This is a genomic window from Glutamicibacter sp. M10 (assembly GCF_025452055.1).
Taxonomy (GTDB): Bacteria; Actinomycetota; Actinomycetes; order Actinomycetales; family Micrococcaceae; genus Glutamicibacter.
This window is the reverse complement of record NZ_CP104918.1, coordinates 2,590,595-2,612,746: the sequence shown is the minus strand read 5'-3', so window position 1 is coordinate 2,612,746 and position 22,152 is coordinate 2,590,595. Positions and strand designations below refer to the sequence as shown.

Below are 22,152 nucleotides of genomic sequence, written 5' to 3'. Positions count from 1 at the left end.
GAAAGCTCAAAAGCTTCGGCGGGCGATAACGACTACGCGATGAGGTAATTCATACATGGGTAAGATCTTGACGATCCATGGTGGTGTCCCACTTAAGGGCACCGTACGAGTCGGCGGAGCTAAGAACCTAGTGCCAAAAGCCATGGTTGCAGCTCTGCTCGGTGACACTCCTTCGGTTTTGCGAAACGTACCGGAGATTAAAGATGTCGTTGTAGTACGCAGCTTGCTTGAAATCCACGGAGTCAAGGTTGATCAGGACCCAACCACCGGTGACCTCTCGCTGGATCCAACCAATGTGAAGACCGCGTCGAATCAAGCAATTGATGCGCACGCTGGTGATTCACGTATTCCTATTCTTTTCTGTGGCCCACTGATCCACGCACTGGGTGAAGCCTTCATTCCAGACCTTGGTGGTTGCCGCATTGGTGACCGTCCAATCGATTTCCATCTAGAAGTTCTTCGCGAATTCGGTGCAGTCGTAGACAAGGCTCCTGATGGCATTCGTATCTCGGCTCCAAACGGTCTTACCGGCGCCAAGCTGAACCTTCAGTACCCAAGCGTTGGTACCACCGAGCAGGTACTGCTTTCGGCGGTTCGCGCTAAGGGTGTTACCGAGGTCAGTAACGCAGCTATTGAGCCAGAAATCCTAGATTTGATCTCGCTGTTGCAGAAGATGGGCGCAATCATCTCTGTACACCGTGACCGTGTGATCCGTATTCAGGGTGTAGATAAGCTCAGCGGCTTTGACCACACCTCCCTGCCAGACCGCAACGAGGCAGCTTCATGGGCTTCGGCAGCGCTGGTGACCAAGGGTGATATTTTCGTTCAGGACGCGCAGCAGCGTGACCTGACCGCATTCCTGCACGTATACCGCCAGATTGGTGGCGAGTTCGAGGTCAAGTCCAACGGCATTCGTTTCTACCACCCAGGTGGAGATCTGAATCCGTTGATCCTCGAAACCGACGTTCACCCCGGCTTCATGACCGACTGGCAGCAGCCGTTGGTTGTTGCTTTGACCCAGGCTAAGGGTGTCTCGGTAATTCACGAGACGGTCTATGAAAACCGTTTCGGTTTCACCGACGCATTGGTGCGCATGGGTTCTACGGTTCAGGTGCACACTGACTGCCTTGGTTCCACTCCTTGCCGGTTTGGCCAGCGAAACTTCAAGCACTCTGCAGTTGTTGTCGGTCCTGCAAAACTCAGCGGCGCAGACATTGACGTTCCAGACTTGCGTGGTGGCTTCTCGCACCTGATCGCTGCTTTGGCAGCTGAAGGTACCAGCCGTGTGACCGGGATTGAAATCATCAACCGCGGTTACGAGCACTTCATGGACAAGCTTCAGGGTCTGGGCGCAAACGTCGAGCTGAGCAACTAACTAAGGGGATCTCGTACGTGGTAAAGATCCTGGCTCCCGGAGAGTCTGCTAGCACCAAACTTGTGTTTTCTGTCTTGGCAGGAATTGTCCGTTCAGGCATGAACGTGATGACAGGCAAGTCATGGAAGGGCTTTGATTCTCTTCCAAAGGGTGGCTACATTGTGTGCCCTAATCACTTGACGGAAATCGATCCGTTGGTGGTTGGTCACGCAATTTATAGTAACGGCAGGCTCCCACGGTGGCTGGCAAAGGAATCTTTGTTTAAGGTTCCTTTGCTTGGCTGGTTCCTGAAGAAGACCGGTCAGGTTCCGGTGACACGTAGTTCAGCTAGTGCTGGTGAATCTCTGAAATCAGCGCAAAAAGTTCTGGACGCTGGGGGAGTTATTGTGATCTACCCAGAAGGCACCCTTACCCGAGATCCAAATTTGTGGCCAATGGTCGGTCGCACCGGTGCTGCGCGTCTTGCGCTGCAGACCGGTGCACCGGTCGTTCCCATGGCCCACTGGGGTGACCAAGAATTACTGCCCAGGTATTCCAAAAGATGTATCTGTTCCCTCGCAAACACGTGACCGTCGCTGTTGGTGCGCCGGTAAACCTTGATGATTTGCGTGACGGTCCTCGGACTCGCACTGTTCTCCAAGAAGCAACGGACCGCATCATGGATGCAATTACCGGTTTGCAGGCTGAACTTCGTCAAGAAGAAGCTCCGGCGACTCGCTGGGATCCCAGTGAACACGGTCAAACTCAGACCGGGCGTAGTTTCGAAAAGCCAGAAAACTAATCGACTTCATCATCACTTTCTAGAGGACAGATAATGACTAAGCCGCTTCCACGTAAAATTGCCGTCATGGGTGCCGGTAGCTGGGGAACCACCTTCGCCAAAGTGCTTGCCGACTCCGTTGTGGACAAGGGGACCCCGGTGCAAATCTGGGCTCGCCGTGACGACGCAGCTGCAGAAATTAATGATCGCCACACCAATTCGCGCTATCTGCGTGAAACGAAGCTTCCGGCGAACATCTCGGCTTCCTCAGATCAGCGTGAAGTGCTAACGGATGCGGATTTGGTGGTTCTTGCCATCCCGTCCCAGTCGTTGCGACAGGAACTGAAGGCGTTCAAAGAACACTTTGCGCCTGGCGTGGTTTTGCTTTCGCTGATGAAGGGTCTGGAACGCGGCACCGATCTACGCATGAGCGAAGTCATTTCGGAAGTGACTGGATTGCCTGCCGAACAAGTAGCCGTGCTTTCAGGTCCAAACCTTGCAATGGAGATTGCCCGTGAGCAGCCAACTGCCTCGGTTGTAGCTTGCACAGATTCAGAAACTGCTGAGTGGATTGCAGAACTTTGTTCAGCACCATATTTCCGTCCTTACACCAATGATGATGTGTTGGGCGTGGAGCTTGGCGGAATCGTCAAAAACATCATTGCCCTCGCTGTTGGAATGTGTGACGGCATGGGCATGGGCGATAATACAAAATCAACTGTCATCACCCGCGGCTTGGCAGAAACCACTCGTCTAGTTCTCGCACTCGGTGGCCGACTAGATACTTTGGCAGGGCTCTCCGGCCTGGGTGACTTGGTGGCAACGTGCTCCTCATCATTGTCGCGTAATAACACAGCGGGCCGTTTGCTGGGGCAGGGACTTTTCCTTGAAGAAGTCAATGACCGCATGTCCCAGACTGCTGAAGGCATCAAGTCTGCACGTGCAGTATTTGATCTGGCGCAGACTCACAAGGTCGAAATGCCAATTACTGAAGCAGTAGTCATGGTTCTTGAAGGTACGCTAAGTGTTGAAAACATGGCAGCACGTCTACTTTCTCGTGAATTGAAGTCTGAAGGAGAACAGCACTAATGGTCGATCGTAAACTCCGAGTTCTGCTCCTTTTCGGCGGTCGTTCATCTGAGCACTCCGTATCTTGTGTAACGGCAGCCGGTGTCATGCATGCCATTGATCGTGAACGGTTTGACGTAATTCCAGTGGGAATTACTCGTGACGGTGGCTGGACCTTGCTGGACAAAGACCCAGAGGGCTGGGCTTTGGACTCCGGCCAACTGCCGGAGATCTCCTCCGTTGACCACCCGGTGCAGCTGTCTCCTGAAACCAATACAACATCTCTTCAGTCATTGACTGGCGCGACCATTTCTGAGGTTGCTGAAGTCGATGTGGTCTTCCCACTGCTTCACGGTCCTTTCGGTGAAGATGGATCGATCCAGGGAATGCTGGAAACTGCAGGCGTTCCATACGTCGGCTCCGGAATTGCAGCCAGTGCCATGGGCATGGATAAGCACTTCATGAAGGTTGTTTTCGAAGGCGCCGGATTCAACGTTGGACCTTACGAGGTCATCACCAATAAGCAGTGGCTGCGTGATAGCGAAGCTGCTCTAGAACGTTGCCAGAATCTTCAGTACCCACTGTTCGTAAAGCCTGCCCGTGCAGGTTCCTCTGTGGGTATCACCAAGGTGGATGTCCCATCGGAACTTCGCGCCGCAATCGATGTCGCTCGGGCCGAAGACCCAAAGGTGATCGTTGAGCAAGGCATCGTTGGTCGCGAAATTGAGTGTGGCGTATTGGAAGGCCGCGGTAGTTCAGCCGCACGAGCTTCGTTGCCCGGTGAAGTTGCCGTCGCAGCGAACGGACACACCTTCTACGACTTTGAAGCGAAATATGTGGATGGCACCGCAGCCCAGCTCAGTTGCCCCGCTGAACTGAGTGATGAAGCCACCACAGAAATCCGCGAGCTTGCAGTCAAAGCCTTTGACTCTTTGGACGCAGAAGGTCTATCCCGCGTTGATTTCTTCTACACGCCCGAGGGCGAGTGGATCATCAATGAAATCAACACCATGCCGGGCTTTACGCCGTCAAGCATGTACCCACAAATGTGGGACAAGACTGGTATTGAATATCCAGAGCTCATCAATGAGCTCATAGCTTTGGCGACTGAACGAAACGTAGGACTGCGCTAAACGACATACTGCATTTGCAAATAACAAAGCGAGGAGACGATTCGTCTCCTCGCTTTGTTATTGCTCAGTGGTTCTTGGCTACAGCTTTTCTGCCTTATCGACGCTAACACACGCCTTTTGGGCTGGAATCTTGGCCGCCGCGTCAGAAAGGGAAGCGAGCACCGTGCTGGAAGGTATGACGTTCGGATCAAGCACCACTTCTGTCGCAGGGGTGCGTCCGTAGGTGGTCAGTGTCCAGATCTTTGTCTTTTCATCTTCGTGAGCAACCCAATCAACATCATTGACTGATACGCACGGATCTGAAGTAGGCGTAGGAACTTGCACGCCGCAACGCAGTACTACTTGCGAAGGATCGCCCCAAGCTGAGGTAGCTTGAGAAGTTGTGGACCGTCGTTGTGAGTCCCCGATCAAATCAGGTAGCGCTACCATCATTTCTGCGCACGCAGGATTGGCCGCGTCAGGTGCAGCATCAACGGCGGCGACCGATGAACAAGCAGTGAGAGAAGCAAGTGCAACTACGCTTGCTGCCATGGCTGCAAATTTTTTTATATTTGCATAACATTTCGGCGACACTTCGGAATTCACACTGAGTTTAGACACTTCATAAGCCTACATCCCTACGCTGACAGATAAGATGTATTCAGATGAAACTGTGAAAGGTAGCATATGTCCTTCGATGCACATGCGAGTCAGCCAGTAAAGAAAAAACATACTGGCCGCGCGATAGTACTGAGTATTCTTGTTTTGGTCGCAATTGCGGCGCTTGTAGCCGCCGGCTACCTTTGGAATCTGGGGCGAACATTCGACTCTGAGAGTGGCAAGATTGCGGATGCTTTCCCTAACGAGGACACCCGTCCTGAAGTTAAGGACGAGTCCAAGGATGCAGTCAATATTCTTCTGCTAGGTACAGACACTCGGGCCACGCGAGACGCGTCTGAAGACAGCGAAGACTTTGGCACACTGCCAAATGGCGGTCGTTCCGACACGATGATGCTGGTTCATATCCCTTCGGATCACAAGAATATTTTCGTCACCTCCATCATGCGTGATACCTGGTTGAACATCCCAGGTGTAGGTGAAGCAAAGGTTAATGCGGCCTTCGCCCATGGTGGTGTCTCCAAAGCAGTTGAAACCCTCGAAGGTCTATTCGGTGTTCGCATCAATCACGTTGCGTCAATTGACTTTGAAGGATTCAAGGGACTCACTGATGCCGTTGGTGGCGTGACCATCAACAATCCACGTGCATTCAATTCAACATCTTTCAAGGGCAATAATTTCCCTGAAGGTGTTCAGACCCTTAACGGTGATCAGGCGTTAGCGTTCGTTCGTGAACGCCACGCGTTCCCCGAGAGCGACTACCAGCGCGTCAAGAACCAGCAGCTGTTCGTCAAGGCCCTGCTTGGTCAGATCATGTCTAAAGACACCCTGACTAACCCTGCAAAGGTGTCAGACGCTGTGGGACAGATTGCCCCATACATTGCTGTTGATGATTCGCTTGATTCTGCTCAGGTAGCTTCATATGCATCTTCCATGCTCAACATCCGTCAGAGCGACATGGAATTCTTCACCCTTCCAAATAGTGGCACCGGTCGATCCGCAGATGGTCAGTCAATCGTGGTTCCAGACATGGCAGCCATTGATAAGTTTGGTCAAGCGCTTCAGGACGATAAAGTTTCTGAGTTCGTGAACACCACTGATCTATCTAAATAGTTCAACTAAGGACTAGGAATCCATGACTCCCCAAAAGCTCGATACCTCCGTGCGCGCAATTCATGTATGGCTTGCGCGGAGCGTCAAGAGTCTCGGGAACCACTCTGATCGACTTAATGCCATCAACGTCTTTCCAGTCGCAGACGGGGATACCGGGAGCAATCTCTACCTCACCGCACGGGCTGGGCACGATGCAGTTAGTGAACTGAAAAGTGACGATATCGGTGGTTTTCTTGAAGTTGCTGCGCGCGCGTCCATGGAGTCCGCCCGCGGTAACTCAGGAACCCTTTTGCCGTCTTTCTTAGCGGCCTCAGTGAACCATGGACTGGCCACGAACGGCTGACCGCACCTCTGCTCGCTCTGGGATTGGAGCGGGCAAAGATACGCTCATGGTCGGCATTGAGTGAACCGGTTGAAGGCACCATGCTTTCGGTAATTAATGCGATAGCTCTAGCTGCCGGATCGACTCTTTCGCACATCAAGACTGATCTCGAAAGCCGTGCTGCATTAGACGCACTGTTGACCCAAATGACTCAGGCGGCGCAGCTAGCGGTCAAGGGTACGGAAACGGAATTGGAACCACTGCTTGAGGCCGGAGTTGTTGATGCCGGAGCAGTGGGAATGCTGATCATCATTGATGAGCTCTGTGCAGCGATCCGTAATGACGTCACTGATTTTGAATCTTATGAATCATTCCATGGCTACAGGGTTCAGGATCCGCATGTTCACCTGAATCGAGAAACCGAGTCCGGGGTTGAAGTCATGTGCACCGTTTCCTTAGATGCCTTGGGTGCGGCCACGTTGCGTGGTCAGCTAGACGCCATGGGCAATTCGGTGATCATGTCGCCGGTGAACCAATTGGAAGAAGATACCTATCGTTGGCGAGTCCATGTCCATGTTCCTGAAGCAGAGCCAGCCATAGAACTAATTGGGAAATACGGCGATCCCGTAAATGTCAGCGTCACCGACTTGTGCACGAATGATGACTGAACAGACCCTGGTTTCATTTGAGGCTTCAGAACTTTCCACCTACCTTGGCGACAAGAACGCCACGGCACTGGAAAAGGCTTTTGGATATACAACAGTAGGGGAATTGCTGTGGCACTTTCCGCGTCGATATGTTGAAGTCGGTGAGCTGACCCCTATCGCTGAGTTGCCATTTGATGAACACGTCACCGTGGTCGCTCAGGTTGTCAACGTTAGCCAACGTCAGATGCACTCACGCCGAGGCTTCATCTATGAAGTTACGGTTAGTGATGAGCTGAGCTCTGGCGGACAAGAACTGAAGATGACTTTCTTTAATGGTTATCAAGCGCGCACGGATCTGACTGTCGGTACTATCGCGATGTTCAGTGGAAAAGTTGGTTGGTATCAAGACCACTTACAACTCAGCCAACCAGACTACGCAGTATTGGACGAAGCCTCCCAAGCGGACCCTCGACCAATTCCTATCTATCCGGCATCGGCAAAGATGCCCAATAAACGGATACGAGATTTGATAGGGCTGCTTCTCCCACACGTCACCGAAGAGAACCTTCCTGAATTTCTCCCTAATGACCTTCTTGGATCAAATCATTACCCCCAGCGTTTCCAGGCGTACCTGCAGCGACATGCGCCACGCGAGGTGAAGCACGCGTACGTTGCCCGTCAACGTTTTGCCTATGAAGAAGCATTTGTATTGCAGCTGACCCTCGCTGAACGTAGTCGTCAGCTCGGTGCCCAGCACGCCGTTGCGCGTCCGCGTCAGTCCGGGAAGCTGGCTGACAAGTTTGAAGCGCAATTGCCTTTTACCTTGACCGAAGACCAGCTACAAGTAGGGGATCAGCTTGCGTCTGATCTTTCCCAACCACATCCAATGCACCGTCTTTTACAGGGTGAAGTGGGCTCCGGTAAAACGATCGTCGCATTGAGGGCAATTCTCCAAGTCATTGATGGTGGGGGACAAGCCGCCCTCTTAGCGCCAACGGAAGTTTTGGCCGCTCAGCACTTTGCGTCCATTACTAAGATGTTGGGCGGGCTTGCAGACCCAGGACTATTCGGTGAAGGCGAGGGGGCTGGCGTAGCTCTTCTGACCGGTTCTGCAAAAACGGCACAACGACGACAAGCCCTGTTGGGCATCGCCAGTGGCGAGATCGGCTTGATTATCGGTACCCATGCCTTGCTTAGCGACCAGGTGCAGTTTGCCGAACTCGGGCTTGTCGTTGTTGACGAGCAACACAGATTTGGCGTTGAGCAACGCGATGCGTTGCGAGCCAAGTCTGGTGACGCGGTTCCACACACTTTGGTCATGACGGCCACTCCAATTCCACGTACCGTCGCGATGACAGTATTTGGGGATCTAGACATCTCTACCATCAAGCGTTTGCCAGCTGGACGTGCGCCCATTCAAACGCATATTGTGCCAATGCAACTGACCAGTTTCCGGGAACGGTTGTTCTCGAAAATTACGGAAGAAGTGAGTCAGGGGCACCAAGTGTATGTTGTGTGCCCTAGGATCACTGACACCGCTGCAGAACAAGGTGTACTTCTATCGACATATGAAGAATCATCGGGCCAAACCATGAGCGTTGAAGCCATGATGGAGCTACTGGCCGGCATGCCAAGTTTCTCTAACGTACGGGTCGAAGCATTGCACTCGCAATTGGACTCAGAGGACAAGCAAGATGTTATGGACTCATTCGCAGGGGGCAACATCGATGTTTTAGTTTCCACGACGGTCATCGAGGTTGGCGTTGACGTCCACAACGCGACTCTCATGGTGATCATGGACGCTGAACGATTCGGAATCTCACAGCTACACCAGCTTCGCGGACGTGTTGGTCGTGGCGGCTTGCAGGGAACGTGCCTGATGACTACATGGCTGGATGCTGACCATCCTTCGGTGGGGCGACTGAAAACAATCGAGTCCACCATGGATGGATTTGAATTGGCTGAAGCGGACTTGGCTGAACGTCGGGAAGGCAATATTCTCGGTGCGCAGCAGTCCGGAAGTAGGTCAGCCTTGAAAGAGCTAAGCATTATCAAGGACCGTAAGCTCATTGAGCAGGCCAGGGCCAATGTTGAGGCGCTGATGAATGTATCCGAGTGGCAAAACAAATACCCAGAACTGCTGAAGATGGCTGGTTCCTGGGTGGACGAGTCATCTCAAGAATTTTTGAATAAGAACTAACTAAAGATTGAGGCTGGAATGAGCCGTATTATTGCCGGTGCAGCGGGCGGAAATCCGTTGAAGTCAGTACCCGGAGATGCGACGCGACCAACTACGGATCGAGTCAAGGAAGCACTGTTTTCCCGCTTAGAGAGCTGGGACGTGCTTTCTGGTGCACGCGTTCTGGACCTATTTGCAGGGTCGGGCGCTCTTGGCATTGAATCGGCAAGCCGGGGCGCACGCCAAGTTGTGCTTGTTGAAAAAGCGCCTAAGGCAGCGAGTGTTTGCCAGCAAAATGCGTCCATGGTTAACAAGGCGCTAAAGGCATCGGTGGTTGCTGTGCATCGAGGTTCTGTTGATTCAGTTCTAGACAGTTTCGTGTCAAGCAGTACGGGTCTGCCGAACCGAACATTCGACCTTGTCGTTTTAGATCCTCCTTACCCGCTGACCGAAGAAGAGCTAACGGTTACTTTGGGCAAGATATCCAAGATTCTGGCTGATGACGCGACAGTTGTTATCGAACGCTCGGCTCGTTCACCCGAACCAACCTGGCCCGAGGGCCTAGAGAATTTCTCAGATAAAAAATACGGAGAAACGCACCTATGGTTTGCTGAACCGGTCTAGGTCCAGCGAGTGCCGCACCTCTGAAGGATATGGCCCGGCTGCTTGGCATCGCTCAACCATGTCTTCGGGTAATGGGCTCTGCATGGCGGTGAGGATCAAGTTTCCCGGATAGCGTTGCGTAAACATCTCGGGGCTAGAACTGAGCATCACAAATCTAAAGACAGACTGAGCTACAACGACTTGAGACTTCGCAAAGTTCAACGGGGGATCATCGCCAATGTTAACGAATAGTAGTCCGCCCTCAGACAAGGAATTAAGAAGTTCTGAGTAGTAGTCAGCTGTAGTCAGGTGTCCGGGAGCTTCCGGACCAGAGAAGATGTCCAGAACTATGACATCAAATTTTTCATTTGCTAGTTGATCGCTCAAGACCGATCTTGCATCGGCGACAATTGGTCGCAGCTGGCATTGTGCAGGTAGCGGCAATTGAGTTAGGACAAAGTCCAGTAGCTCACGCTCAATTTCGACTGCAACATGGGTACTAGAAGGGTAGACAACGCTGGCCCACCGGGCCAGCGTTAGAGCTCCTGCACCCAGATGGAGCATCTTGAGCGGTTTATCCGGGGTGCGCAGCACCTGCAAATGATTAGCAATGCGGGCAAGATATTCGTAGAAGACCTCTTCAGGGTGCGCCAAGTTCACATGCGACTGCGGAGCATCACCGATGGCCAGTATTTTTGATCCTGGGATCAAATCGTCATCATAAATTGTTGCGTGCTCTTGAACGAATCCAAGCCAACGTTTTGCTGTTTTGCTCATCGGTTTAATACCTCTGGTAGGTGCTGGAGCTTTTCTACTGCAGCGGCGATCACCTGGGGTTGTTTGCAGAAAGCGAATCGTAAGAAGCCTTGATAGTGCTTCATGTTTTCGGGGCGCACAAACACTGACAACGGTATCGCAGCGACACCGACTTGTTCAGGCATCAATCGTGCTACCTCCACGGCATCCTTGCGCTTAAATTGATTAATGTCTGCCACAAGGAAGTATGTGCCCTTGGGCCTGATGACAGGGATGCCAGCCGCCTCCAGCCCTCGGGACAACGCTATTGCGCTTTCCTCTAGTGTCGCGGCGAATCTTTCAAAGAATGGAACTGGTAGCTGTAAAGCTTGGGCAATTGCTGGCTGAAAAGCTGGGCCTGAGGAGTAGGTGAGGAACTGCTTGACTGTTCGAAGCGCCGCGATCAGTTCTTTAGGACCAGTGGCCCAGCCGACTTTCCAACCCGTGAAAGAAAATGATTTACCGGAAGACGAGATCGTGAGCGTTCGTTCAAAACCGCCAGGCAGGCTTGCAATCGGAACATGCTTCGTACCAAAGGTGAGATGTTCATAGACTTCATCGGAGACGATGATGCAGTTGTGCTGATGAGCCAAGGCAATGATCTCATTGAGAACAGTGAGTGAAAATACCGCACCCGTAGGATTGTGTGGGTTATTGATAAGAATGATTCGAGTTTGGTCCGTGACTACACTGCGAAGATCATCTAGGTCGGGTTCATACGCGGGAGCCCGCAGCGGGACTACCCTATGCTGCGCATTCGTCAAGCCGATCATGGCCGCATAAGAGTCGTAAAACGGCTCGAAAGTTACTACTTCGTCGCCTGGTTCTATGAAAGCCAGTAGCGCCGCGGCGATGGCCTCGGTTGCACCAGTCGTTACAACTACTTCGGATAGTGGATCGATCTTCAACGAATAGAAGCGGTTCTGATGCTCTGAGATTGCCTCTCTGAGCTGCAGGGTTCCGGATCCCGGCGCATACTGATTGGCCCCGCCCATTATGGAATCTATAGCAATTTGGCGGACTTCCTCCGGACCTTCAGTATCCGGGAAACCTTGACCTAAGTTGATTGCATTATGTTTGTTGGCGAGTGCGGTGATCTCTTCAAAGATCGTCACTCCGGGTTGACCGGCAGAGTCCAGAAGATTCGCCCCGTGCGCTGTACGTTGCCAAGGAGTCATTGAAATACCCATAGGTTCATTATGAGTGCCTTGCAATGGTTTGTTGGCAATTTAGTCAACAAATGGTTGCATGACATTTACCTTAGAACCAACAATTGAGCTGAGTTCTTGATAGATTCAGTTCATGCGAAGAGCAGTATGCCCCGGATCCTTTGACCCAATCCACAATGGTCACGTTGAAATCATTGCGCGTGCGGCAAGCCTTTTCGACGAGGTGATCGTTGCTGTATCTACGAACTATTCCAAGAAGTATCGGTTTAGTGAAGACGAGCGCGTAGCAATGGTTGAAGAGACCGTCGGTGGGTTGCGCGGCGTAACAGCTGTCCCGATGGGACAGGGGCTCCTAGCTGATTTCTGCAAGGAAAACGGTGCCGAGGCCATAGTCAAAGGACTTCGTAGCACTGTGGATTACGCATATGAGATCCCAATGGCGACCATGAATCGACACTTAACTGGCGTCGAGACGGTGTTCCTGCAGGCAGATACTCGTTTCACTCATCTGTCTTCTTCACTTTTGAAGGAAGTTCAAGCACTGGGTGGAGACGTTGACGAGTACTTCCCTCGTTCAGTCAAAAAACGGCTCCTTGAATAGCTGATGCTTAACGCAATTGGTAATTACACAGGGTAGATATAAGATTAGGGTCTTGAAAGATCACTCTCACTTTTTCGGACGGTATTTCTAAAATGAATCCACGAGTCATCACTAAAGCAGTAATCCCAGCCGCAGGTTTGGGTACTCGCTTCTTGCCAGCAACCAAGGCAATGCCAAAGGAGATGCTGCCAGTTGTCGATAAGCCAGCTATCCAGTACGTTGTCTCGGAAGCTGTAAAGGCTGGCTTCACCGACCTTTTGATGGTTACCGGCCGTAGTAAGCGGGCTCTTGAGGATCACTTTGACCGTGTTCCATCGTTGGAGTACTCGCTAGAGGCTAAGGGCGACAAGAAAAAACTTGCTGCAATTCACGAAGCAACTCACTTGGGCGACATTCACTATGTCCGTCAGGGTGACCCAAAGGGGCTCGGCCATGCAGTCTTGTGCGCTAAGCAGCACGTCGGTAATGAACCATTCGCTGTCTTGCTTGGTGATGACCTGATCGATGAGCGTGACGAGTTGCTTTCGGTGATGGCTGAAGTTCAGCAAAAAACCGGTGGTTCTGTGATTGCTTTGATGGAAGTTGAGCCAGAGCAGATTAGCGCATACGGTTGCGCCGACGTATCAGTCGTTGAAGGCGAAGAATACGTCAAGGTCAACGGGCTTGTTGAAAAGCCGGCAGTGGACGAAGCACCAAGCAACTTGGCGATTATTGGACGTTATCTTCTTCACCCACGTGTGTTTGAAGTACTTGAGCACACCGCTCCAGGACGAGGCAACGAGATTCAGCTGACTGACGCTCTTCAAGTTCTTGCTGCTGCAGAAGGAGAGGGCGCTGGTGTGCACGCTGTTGTGTTCCGTGGACGCCGTTACGACACTGGTGACAAGCTGAGCTACCTTCAGGCAAATATCACTCTGGCAGTAGACCACGAAGATCTCGGCGCAGGACTCAAGACCTGGCTGAAGGACTTTGTAGCAGGACTCGACGACTAGAGAGCTCCCGGCCTGTTCCGGATGGCATAGACGCTATAAAAGCGGCGACCTAGAAAAATCTAGGTCGCCACTTCGATTTTGAGGGTTCAGGTTTCAACTTCGTGGAATCCAAAGGTTCAGCTGATCTGGTGCTGAAATGTGTCCATCGTGAAGCTGAATTGCCACTAGAGATACCAGAACGGAATGGGTCGCCTAACCCCAAATCTTATTTGGCCTGCAGCCCCAGTTCGCGGCTAAGCCTTTTCGCGATGGCCTGATGACCCAAATTATTTGGATGGAATGCGTCTGACTTCCCTTTCCAAGTGACGGCGCCGGCAGGCCCACGATTGGCTGGCTGATCAAAGATGTCGGAGATTTGAATATAAGTGCCACCGTTTTGCAGGCATGATTCGCGAATGATGCGATCTAGTGCTTGAGTATTCTTTGATTTTGAATCATGCCACACGCCTAGACAAACCAGTTTTACCTTTGGCGAGCTGGCTTTGATCTTTTTCAAGTATGCCTGATATTCACGCTTGAACACTTGGGCCGGTGTGCGTCCCCTTATGTCGTTGGTCCCCAGCTCAACGATCGCCAGGTCGACTTTTGAGGGCAGTTCCTTGCGCTCGGCGACGTACTTTAACTTCGCACCGGACTTGGCAATGGTCGTTATTGAATTCGTTCCTCCGCTGCTGAGCTTTTGCTCAACAAGTTCACGAAAGCTCTTGGGCAGTTCCTGAGCATCACGACCGACGGTGATGGAATCGCCCGCAAACAGCACACGGTCGTAAGTGTTGATCGTGGTGGTCTGTTGCGGATCGGTACTTGGCAGTGACTCATTGGCCTGATCTGAAGAGGTGGTGACGCTTCGAATTACCGGAATTGCTCCTACGGCAAGAACGATTAATATGATTAGTCCGATTGATAGCTTGCGACCCACGGATTTCCTATCGGTGCTGGGGTGGTCAGGCACTCGGCACTCCCACAAAGACGATTCTCTTACTTCTTGACGGCAGGACTTAGTTTATCGGTGGAGTGTGAATACTGGGTGTCGGTCAGCTTGGAGATCTGGTAACATGCATCGCACTTTGAGAAGTGTTGGATTCGCTCCATGGGAGTCTGATTCTGCAGGTTTGTTCTTGTTGACTCACCCAAACATCCGTATTGGACTTTCTTTTCAATAACTTCAGTTCTTGATTAATTCGATAGATCAGTGACGTATCAAAGCAATATTGATCGGCTTATTCTCTGATTTCGTGGATTAGTCGTGGTAATTATCACGAGCGCATCGGCTGATTTTGCTCAGGGTAAACACAACTAGCGTCGGTATTGTGTTTGCTTGCGCGAAGTCTCGCGGATCGTTGGTTTGCTTCGGTGTGTGTCATCCCCGTGGAGTTGGTTTGAAAAAGAAGTTCCTGAGTCGTCGGGTTTTGCGTCACGTAGTACGCGCAAAGCGGTTGAACGGAAAAAGAAGAAACGAACTAGAAGTGTCTTCTTCGCTGTCGTTGCAGTGATGTTGGTTTGTGTGCTCGGAGCCGGTTACTACGTCTTTGATCTTCAACGACAGTTCAACTCAAAATCTAATTCGCTGTCTTTGGCTTTTTCGGATGCAGACCAGCAGGCCCGTCCCGTGAAGGATCCTGAAGATAAGTCGATGAACGTCTTAATGCTTGGCGTGGATCATGCCGATGATGACAGTGACGGATCAGCTGCTTTGAGCGGTGCTGTCGAGCAGCGTAGTGACTCAATGATGCTTGTGCATATTCCGGAAGACCGTTCGCAGATTTACGTCATGTCCATGGTTCGAGACATGTATGTGGATATTCCCGGGCATGGTCAGAACAAGCTCAATGCCGCAGTTTCATTGGGTGGTGTTCCGCTTCTAATGCAGACTGTAGAAGGTATGTTTGATGCAAAAATTGACCATGTCGCCATGGTCGATTTTGAAGGTTTCAAAGAGCTCTCGACCGCGCTCGGGGGAGTGAGCGTGGAAAACGACATTCCTTTTACCGCAAATGACACGGACTACTTCTATCCAAAGGGCACAGTTGCCCTAGAAGGAGACAGGGCCCTTCGATTTGTTAGAGAACGTAAGTCGTTCTCTAACGGTGATTATCAGCGCGTAGTCAACCAGCGAAAATTCATTGCCTCGGCCGCCAACAAGCTCTTGTCTTCGGATACGCTGACGAATCCAGTCAAGCTTTACGACATTGTGGACACCGTTTCGCCTTACCTAACCTTTGATGAAGATTTTGATGCAGCAACCTTGGTTGGCCTTGGAATGCAGCTAAAGAACGTGGATACAAGGAATATGGCTATGTTTACAATGCCTACCGCGGGAAGTTCGGTCGATGCCCAAGGTCAATCTATCGAGCTTGCCAGTGAGCAGGCCGTCGCCCAAATAGGTGAGGCCTTACGTACGGATGACCTGGCGGAGTATCTCAAGGAAAATCCACCAGAGAGCGAATAATCTTGTGATCGGCGTGACAAAACGGCTGATAGTCAAGTCGAATCACGAGGTTCACTGATCCTATCTACTAGACTTTGAACATCTGTGCTTACGAACTGAGCCACAGTTAGCTTCGAGAATGAGGACTTTTGGGGATGACAGTTGCAGAGGAGGCCGACAAGTTCGGCCTGCACCGAGTAGGTGCGCGTCCGCCACTGGGCGACTATCTGAGGCAAACTTGGGAGCGCCGCGAATTCATTTATGAGTTAGCGAAGGCTCGGGTTCAGAAACAGAACCAACAGAATCGCCTCGGAATGATTTGGGTTGTTCTCAAGCCAACGCTGAACGCTCTGATGTATGGCGTGATTTTTGGTATTTTGCAAGGGGACAAGAAGGGGCCAGATTTCCCGGTCTACGTGGTTATCGGTGTTTTTCTTTTTGAGTTCTTCACCAGCTCGATGAACGGTGGTGCTAAATCAATAACCGGCAATCAAGCGTTAGTGCAGTCGCTCTCGTTCCCTAGATTGAGCCTTCCGATAGCTCAGATTACCCAAAATTTGCTGACGCTGATGCCTATGGTCGCAGTTATGTTCATCTACGCGATGATTCTGGGAACCACTCCAAAATGGACGTGGTTTGGGATCATTCCGTTGATTGCGCTATTCACAATCTTCAATATAGGTATTGCTTTAATCTGTGCACGAATAACTGTGCACGTTCGGGATTTTACCCAAATCCTGCCGTTGGTGACGCGTATGCTCTTCTACACTTCAGGCGTTCTTTTCAGCGTCGATCGAATTCTCAATAGCTGGCCGTGGCTGGTGACCGTTTTCGATTACCACCCTCTGTATCAGACACTACATCTTGCCCGAGCAATGATCATGAATGACGCTGAGTACAATCCTATGAGCTGGCTTGTCCTCAGCGTTTGGGCGGTCGTAGTCCTGACCGTTGGACTTGTTTACTTCTGGAAGGCTGAGGAGCGTTACGGCCGTGCCAATTAGTTTTGATGATCTGATCAACCCTGGATTGCATCCAGAGTATGAGCCTGCCCCAATTTTTTCGGATGACACGTCTTTCATAGACGTCGTGAAACCAGAGGACATTAAGCCTTCTGCGTTGAAGATCGATGAATTGCGCAAGCCTGTCGTGATGGTCGATAACCTCCACGTGAAGTACCAAGTGTTTTCCAGTGGTAAAGCCGTGGGCAACGCTGGCGCTCGTAAGCTCCTTCAGCCAAAGATGCGTGGAGTTAGGACCGTACACGCGTTGAAAGGTATTTCTTTCGTTGCGTATGAAAACGAGTCCATCGGAATTATCGGTTCCAACGGTTCCGGTAAGTCAACTCTGCTGCGTGCCATCACAGGGCTAACTCCGCCTGCCGAAGGTTCTGTGTATGCTCGCTCTCGTCCAAGTCTGCTTGGCGTTGGAGCAGCACTAATCCCGGATCTTTCCGGAGACAAGAACATCACTTTGGGTGGTTTGGCTCTGGGGTACAACCGTGAGCAGGTTGAGCAGATGCGTGAGGAAATCACTAAGTTTGCAGAGTTGGAAGAGTTTATTGATCTTCCAATGCGAACGTATTCCTCAGGTATGGCCGCTCGTCTGAAGTTTGCAATCGCTGCGTCCAAAGAACACGACATTCTCATCGTTGATGAGGCCTTGGCCGTTGGTGACGCTAAGTTCCGAAAGCGAAGCGAAGCCAAGATCCGTGAGATCCGCGAGAACGCCGGAACCGTGTTCTTGGTGTCTCACTCGATGAATTCCATTAAAGAAACTTGCAACCGCTGCATCTGGATTGAAAAAGGCGTCCAGAAGATGGATGGCGACCCGGACACTGTGATCAAGGCCTACCAGCAACATAAGAAGTAAGAGACGAATGACTGAACTTCCCGGCGTATCGTACGTCATGCCAGTGCTGAATGAAGCTGATTATCTAGAAGAAGCAGTCGGTTCAATTCTGACCCAGGATTATGACGGTGATAAAGAGCTGATTATTGCTCTGGGTCCAAGCACCGATGATACCGATGAAGTTGCGCAGCGATTAGCGGCCTCGGATCCTCGGCTGATCTTGGTCGACAATCCGCTCGGACGTACGCCGATTGCTCTGAACTTAGCTATCAGAAAATCATCTCATCCCATCATTATGCGTGTTGACGCGCATAGTGAGCTTCCCGCCAATTACACGAGTCGGGGTGTAGAAACGCTTTATCGCGTGGGCGCCCACGACGTTGGCGGGCTGATGGACGCGCGAGGAAAAACCCCTGTACAACGCGCTATTGCAGCGGCGTACCACTCCAAATTTGGTTTTGGGGGACCGGCATACCATTCCGGTGCGCCTGAGGGTGAAGCCGAGTCTGCTTACTTGGGAATCTTCCGACGCGAAGTATTTGATGAAGTTGGTTTCTACGACGAAAACATGTGGCGAGCTCAGGACTGGGAACTGTGTTTGCGTATCCGCCAGGCGGGACACAAAGTTTGGTTTGATCCGGAACTCAAAGTTGGATATTACCCACGAGATAATTTCGTGGCATTAGCACGCCAGTCCTTTGCCTCAGGAACTTGGCGTGGAGAGATTGCGCGCAGATTCCCGGAGGGGAAATCATTGCGACATGACATCCCGCCATTACTGTTGGCCGGTGTGGGCATTGGATCCGTTGCGTTGATCCTCGCGCCGTTGACGCGCGGACGTGTTTCACGTCCGGTGCAATCGCTCGTAAACCTTGCTGCCTCTGCGCCCATGGTTTATGCGGCGGCCACGGTGGCAGCTGGATTAGCATCCAAGGGTGAGAACTTAAAAGAAAAACTTCTGACTGCTGCGGCTTTCCAATCCATTCACCTTCCGTGGGCTGCTGGTTATCTGAAGGGCCGTATTTTTGGTGCCGCAGGTACCTTGGATAAGGGTCGTGTTAAGTGAGCGTTCAACGCCCAAAAAATCCAACGCTTGAGCAACTCCGCGCTGTTTGCCAGCCGCCGGAGGTCAAAGCAAGGAAAAATGCGGAGCACTGGACTGCTGAACTGTATTTGCGACACATCTCAATTTATCTGACCGCAGTTTTGGTAAGAACTCGAATCACAGCCAACGGCGTGACCGGTTTGATGATTCTGGCTGGTTGGTGCATGTCTTTGGCACTGTTGATCCCAGGCATCTGGGGGCCCGTACTTGCTGTAGTGCTGTCCCAAGTGCAGTTGTACTTTGACTGTTCAGATGGTGAGGTAGCCCGCTGGCGCGCTTCACAATCTCCACGTGGAATTTTCATCGACATGGTGGGTCACCACACCACCGAGGCATTGATTCCCATTGCCTTGGGTTATCGAGTGTTCAAGGAGCTGTCCGCTGATGGCATGCTCACTGAACAAGCCTGGCCGACCTTATTTATGGGGGCTTGCCTGTCGGTCTTGCTGGTCCTGAACCGTTCGCAGTCGCTTATGGTTCATGCTGCGCGTGGCATGGCGGGTCTAACTAAATTGCCAGATACTGCCGAAGCACGAGCTGTTTCAACGACCACTTTGATTGGCCGCCTGCGCTCGCTTGCACGCTTCCTTCCGTTCCACCGTCTATTGCACGCCGTGGAACTAAGCTTGCTCATTCTGGTTTGCTCCATTATTTCCGCTCTAGCTGGAGCTCCGGGTCTAGCTGAAAAGTGGATGATTTGGATCCTGCTACCGGCATGTGTGCTGGTGAATATTGGCCATTTCCTATCAAACATGGTGTCGTCGCGTTTGAAGGCTTAGAGCTTGGACGCAGTATCAATTCGAATAAACGGAAAAGGGAGTGCATGGAAAAGCGATTGGCTCCAACAATCGGTGTTGTCGTACTGACCATGGGCAACCGTCCGGTCGAGCTACGTCGGGCTCTTGACTCATTGTTGTCGCAGTCAGACGTCACCATTGATGCCGTAGTCGTGGGAAACGGTTGGGACCCGACCGATATACCTGCAGGCATCAAGACTCACTTTTACCGGAGAACTTGGGAATTCCTGCCGGTAGGAACGCAGGAGTAGGACAAGTTGAGGGCGAGTATCTTTGCTTCCTGGATGATGACTCCTGGTTCTTAGATGATGATTTTCTGATTGCTGCTGTGCAGCGATTCAAAAGTATCCACGCATGGGTCTTCTTCAGCCGCGAATTACTGATCCGGAGCACAGTGATCAAGATCCAACCCGTTGGATTCCACGTCTAAAGAAGCGCACTGCTGAAGAACCGAGCCGAGTATTCCACGTTGGCGAAACTTGCTTGGTCACGACTCGCGTGCTATTCGACCTCACCGGCGGATGGGCCGGCGGATTCTGGTACGCCCACGAAGGCATTGAACTGGCATGGCGTATTTGGGATACCGGAACCTACGTCTGGTACGCAGGCGATATGCGTATCGCCCATCCAGTAGTTGACCCACGAAGGCACGAAGAGTTCTACCGTCTTAATGCGCGTAACCGGGTGTGGCTTGCTCGCCGAAACCTGCCAGCTCCCTTCAGCTTTATCTACCCGACCACATGGATGCTGATCGAATGCCTTCGCATGCGAGACAAGCCAAACGCAGTCAAGCAGTATCTGGCTGGCTGGAAGGCAGGCTGGAAAGGCAGCCCGTGGTACAAGGAACCGCGGGCAAAGCTTCGCTGGATTACTTTGCTGAGGATGACCCTTTCTGGGCGACCGCCGATTATCTAACACAACTCAGCAGCTGGAATTATGGCATCATGGCGCTAAAGAGTCACTTTTATTTACCCTCAAGAAACGAAGCCGCATTCTATCCTGTTGGTACGATGTTTCTCACTGTGCTGTTCAAACTTTGGATGAACAAGCGGTAAGATGTTTTTGAACGAAGCATGGAACTGATTTTCATGCGTGTTACTTACGACTGCTGGACGGTGTGAAATTTGGGAATCCACGGGTGGAGAGGGCGGCTAAGCCGTAGTCTCCCTGATCCGTTCTGGGAAAAGGTTCTTGTATGGTCGACCAGCAACGCCGCGGATAGCGCGCTTAGCATCACTGACGTTCGGGATGCGAATATTGCCAGTTCACGTTCCGTAGCCAAGCGTTTAGGCGTCGAGTTTTCACAAGATCCTTTGCTTGGCATTTCCACTGTTTCAAAATCCGATTGGGCTCTACTAGTCGAGGGTTTCTCTGCAGATGGGTTCAGGCTCACACGCGCTGACTCTGTTGCTGCTAGCTTTGGTGCCTTGCAAGTTTGGTCTGTCCAAAGTTCTAATTCTATGCCAGGCATCACCCGTAGACGACAGTCCGGGGTTGGCGCTTTGTGGGCTGTCTATTCTGACGGAAAGACATTCGCACCGGACGTCCAGGACTTCACTTCCCCCATAGATGCCGTTTATACCTGGGTAGATTCTGCTGATCCTGAGTGGCAAACCTCGTATCGCGAATTCAAACAGTCGGTTCCAGCGGGAGAGGCGCATCCCACCAGCCGTGATCTCGGTCGTTATACGTCGAGGGATGAACTCAAATATTCTCTACGGTCCTTGGAAATGAACATGCCGTGGATCCGGAACATATATCTGGTCACAGCTGGGCAAGTTCCTTGCTGGTTGGACACGGAAAACACAAAGATCAAGCTTGTTAGCCATGCTGAGATCTTTGACGATCCAGAAGAATGTCTCCCGACATTTAACTCGCATGCGATTGAAACTCAGCTTGCGAATATCGAGGGTCTCTCATCACACTTCATCTACGTCAATGACGACATCTTCTTCGGGCGTCCAATGTCCCCAAATGTGTTCTTCACCGGAAGTGGTTCAGTGAAGTACTCGTTGGCGAAAGCCCACTACGCTGAAGCCGCCAACCCGCGTCTTGCAGTAAACCTAGCGGCTAAATTGAATGCAGGGCTGATCGAGTCAAAATACGGGAAAACAACAGCGCTGAAGTTTAAACACGTTGCTCATCCGCAACTTCGCAGTATCCACAAACTAATTAGGGAAACTTTTCCCAATGAAGTGGAAGCCACGGCAAGACACAAGTTTAGGCACGTTGACGATATTTCGGTGCCTTCCTCGCTCGCACACTATGTTGCTGCCGCCGAGGGGCTTGGTGTACCGGCCGACATTGATTATTCGTATGTTGACCTAGGCGGCGATCACTTGCCAATGAAGCTCTATCGACTTGTTCGAGGGCGCGGCATGCAGATGTTTTGCCTCAATGAAGTTGCCAGTGTCAGCGAGAAAGAAAAACGCGGTCAATTGGCAAAGAGGGTGCTGGACGCGCTGTTCCCCTTTAAATCTTCATACGAGAAGTGACGCGCTGCATTCAGTTTTCGTCCAGTTCAACATGACATGATTTTTTGAGACTCTCATACATCAATTACATGAGCAACCACAGGTCAGGCAGAATTGGACCTGTGATTTAGGCCTCGCCACCG

General features: G+C 51.6%; 22 protein-coding genes and 2 pseudogenes. 20 read left to right on the top strand and 4 right to left on the bottom strand.

Annotated features, from left to right (window positions below; translation table 11 throughout):
* Positions 1–55 precede the first annotated feature (55 nt).
* The 4 genes and pseudogenes from murA to N6V40_RS12800 all read left to right on the top strand — a co-directional run bounded on the left by murA (position 56) and on the right by N6V40_RS12800 (position 4,336).
* Positions 56–1,375, top strand: a complete 1,320-nt coding sequence (gene murA, locus N6V40_RS12815; protein ID WP_131088023.1) for a UDP-N-acetylglucosamine 1-carboxyvinyltransferase — start codon at positions 56–58, stop codon at positions 1,373–1,375.
* A gap of 98 nt (positions 1,376–1,473) precedes the next feature.
* Positions 1,474–2,156, top strand: a pseudogene (locus tag N6V40_RS12810) (lysophospholipid acyltransferase family protein).
* 33 nt (positions 2,157–2,189) lie between these two features.
* The gene (locus N6V40_RS12805; RefSeq protein ID WP_262197908.1) at positions 2,190–3,224 is read left to right on the top strand and encodes an NAD(P)H-dependent glycerol-3-phosphate dehydrogenase; all 1,035 of its coding nucleotides are present in this window, start codon (positions 2,190–2,192) and stop codon (positions 3,222–3,224) included.
* Positions 3,224–4,336 (top strand): D-alanine--D-alanine ligase family protein, encoded by a 1,113-nt coding sequence (locus N6V40_RS12800; RefSeq protein ID WP_262197907.1) that lies wholly within the window; start codon positions 3,224–3,226, stop codon positions 4,334–4,336. The genes N6V40_RS12805 and N6V40_RS12800 overlap by 1 nt, the downstream gene beginning before the upstream one ends.
* A gap of 78 nt (positions 4,337–4,414) precedes the next feature.
* On the opposite strand, the gene N6V40_RS12795 is transcribed toward N6V40_RS12800, so the two are convergent.
* Complete coding sequence (locus N6V40_RS12795) at positions 4,415–4,867, bottom strand: DUF3515 family protein (protein ID WP_262197906.1); 453 nt, start codon at positions 4,865–4,867, stop codon at positions 4,415–4,417.
* 135 nt (positions 4,868–5,002) lie between these two features.
* On the opposite strand from N6V40_RS12795, the gene N6V40_RS12790 reads away from it, so the two are divergent.
* The 5 genes and pseudogenes from N6V40_RS12790 (at position 5,003) to rsmD (ending at position 9,818) form a co-directional block, all read left to right on the top strand.
* A complete protein-coding gene (locus tag N6V40_RS12790; protein ID WP_131088028.1) occupies positions 5,003–6,046 on the top strand; it encodes an LCP family protein in 1,044 nt (347 codons plus the stop codon).
* A 22-nt stretch (positions 6,047–6,068) separates the two neighbouring features.
* Positions 6,069–6,634: pseudogene (locus tag N6V40_RS17755) on the top strand (DAK2 domain-containing protein); the annotation flags it as partial.
* Positions 6,635–6,667: 33 nt separating this feature from the next.
* Complete coding sequence (locus N6V40_RS17750; protein WP_396268662.1) at positions 6,668–7,036, top strand: fatty acid kinase subunit FakA-related protein; 369 nt, start codon at positions 6,668–6,670, stop codon at positions 7,034–7,036.
* Positions 7,026–9,215: an ATP-dependent DNA helicase RecG gene (locus tag N6V40_RS12780; RefSeq protein WP_262197905.1), complete on the top strand. Its 2,190-nt coding sequence runs from the start codon at positions 7,026–7,028 to the stop codon at positions 9,213–9,215. Before N6V40_RS17750 ends, N6V40_RS12780 begins: the two co-directional genes overlap by 11 nt.
* Before the next feature lie 18 nt (positions 9,216–9,233).
* Positions 9,234–9,818, top strand: coding sequence for a 16S rRNA (guanine(966)-N(2))-methyltransferase RsmD (gene rsmD, locus N6V40_RS12775; protein ID WP_262197904.1), 585 nt, complete (start codon positions 9,234–9,236; stop codon positions 9,816–9,818).
* Here rsmD and N6V40_RS12770 read toward each other — a convergent pair.
* Both N6V40_RS12770 and N6V40_RS12765 read right to left on the bottom strand, forming a co-directional pair.
* Positions 9,795–10,574 (bottom strand): spermidine synthase, encoded by a 780-nt coding sequence (locus N6V40_RS12770; protein WP_262197903.1) that lies wholly within the window; start codon positions 10,572–10,574, stop codon positions 9,795–9,797. The two genes, rsmD and N6V40_RS12770, sit on opposite strands and share 24 nt — an antisense overlap.
* Positions 10,571–11,782 (bottom strand): aminotransferase class I/II-fold pyridoxal phosphate-dependent enzyme, encoded by a 1,212-nt coding sequence (locus tag N6V40_RS12765; RefSeq protein WP_262197902.1) that lies wholly within the window; start codon positions 11,780–11,782, stop codon positions 10,571–10,573. The genes N6V40_RS12770 and N6V40_RS12765 overlap by 4 nt, the downstream gene beginning before the upstream one ends.
* Positions 11,783–11,894: 112 nt before the next feature.
* On the opposite strand from N6V40_RS12765, the gene coaD reads away from it, so the two are divergent.
* Both coaD and galU read left to right on the top strand, forming a co-directional pair.
* A complete protein-coding gene (gene coaD / locus N6V40_RS12760; protein ID WP_131088034.1) occupies positions 11,895–12,362 on the top strand; it encodes a pantetheine-phosphate adenylyltransferase in 468 nt (155 codons plus the stop codon).
* 92 nt (positions 12,363–12,454) lie between these two features.
* Positions 12,455–13,354 (top strand): UTP--glucose-1-phosphate uridylyltransferase GalU, encoded by a 900-nt coding sequence (gene galU, locus N6V40_RS12755; RefSeq protein WP_131088035.1) that lies wholly within the window; start codon positions 12,455–12,457, stop codon positions 13,352–13,354.
* A gap of 205 nt (positions 13,355–13,559) precedes the next feature.
* On the opposite strand, the gene N6V40_RS12750 is transcribed toward galU, so the two are convergent.
* The gene (locus N6V40_RS12750) at positions 13,560–14,273 is read right to left on the bottom strand and encodes an SGNH/GDSL hydrolase family protein (RefSeq protein ID WP_262197901.1); all 714 of its coding nucleotides are present in this window, start codon (positions 14,271–14,273) and stop codon (positions 13,560–13,562) included.
* 690 nt (positions 14,274–14,963) lie between these two features.
* Here N6V40_RS12750 and N6V40_RS12745 point away from each other — a divergent pair.
* The 9 genes from N6V40_RS12745 (at position 14,964) to N6V40_RS12715 (ending at position 22,030) form a co-directional block, all read left to right on the top strand.
* Positions 14,964–15,803 (top strand): LCP family protein, encoded by an 840-nt coding sequence (locus tag N6V40_RS12745; protein ID WP_262197900.1) that lies wholly within the window; start codon positions 14,964–14,966, stop codon positions 15,801–15,803.
* A gap of 134 nt (positions 15,804–15,937) precedes the next feature.
* Positions 15,938–16,786 (top strand): ABC transporter permease, encoded by an 849-nt coding sequence (locus tag N6V40_RS12740; protein ID WP_262197899.1) that lies wholly within the window; start codon positions 15,938–15,940, stop codon positions 16,784–16,786.
* 148 nt (positions 16,787–16,934) lie between these two features.
* A complete protein-coding gene (locus N6V40_RS12735) occupies positions 16,935–17,654 on the top strand; it encodes an ABC transporter ATP-binding protein (protein ID WP_131089755.1) in 720 nt (239 codons plus the stop codon).
* 7 nt (positions 17,655–17,661) lie between these two features.
* Positions 17,662–18,699: a glycosyltransferase family 2 protein gene (locus N6V40_RS12730; protein ID WP_262197898.1), complete on the top strand. Its 1,038-nt coding sequence runs from the start codon at positions 17,662–17,664 to the stop codon at positions 18,697–18,699.
* The gene (locus tag N6V40_RS12725; RefSeq protein ID WP_262197897.1) at positions 18,696–19,517 is read left to right on the top strand and encodes a CDP-alcohol phosphatidyltransferase family protein; all 822 of its coding nucleotides are present in this window, start codon (positions 18,696–18,698) and stop codon (positions 19,515–19,517) included. Before N6V40_RS12730 ends, N6V40_RS12725 begins: the two co-directional genes overlap by 4 nt.
* Before the next feature lie 44 nt (positions 19,518–19,561).
* A complete protein-coding gene (locus N6V40_RS17375; RefSeq protein ID WP_315973682.1) occupies positions 19,562–19,786 on the top strand; it encodes a glycosyltransferase family 2 protein in 225 nt (74 codons plus the stop codon).
* The gene (locus N6V40_RS17370) at positions 19,699–19,965 is read left to right on the top strand and encodes a glycosyltransferase (RefSeq protein ID WP_315973681.1); all 267 of its coding nucleotides are present in this window, start codon (positions 19,699–19,701) and stop codon (positions 19,963–19,965) included. Before N6V40_RS17375 ends, N6V40_RS17370 begins: the two co-directional genes overlap by 88 nt.
* The gene (locus N6V40_RS17365) at positions 19,890–20,450 is read left to right on the top strand and encodes a glycosyltransferase family 2 protein (RefSeq protein ID WP_315973680.1); all 561 of its coding nucleotides are present in this window, start codon (positions 19,890–19,892) and stop codon (positions 20,448–20,450) included. The genes N6V40_RS17370 and N6V40_RS17365 overlap by 76 nt, the downstream gene beginning before the upstream one ends.
* A 545-nt stretch (positions 20,451–20,995) precedes the next feature.
* Entirely contained in the window at positions 20,996–22,030 is a 1,035-nt protein-coding gene (locus N6V40_RS12715) for a stealth family protein (protein ID WP_262197896.1), read from the top strand.
* Positions 22,031–22,152 lie beyond the last annotated feature (122 nt).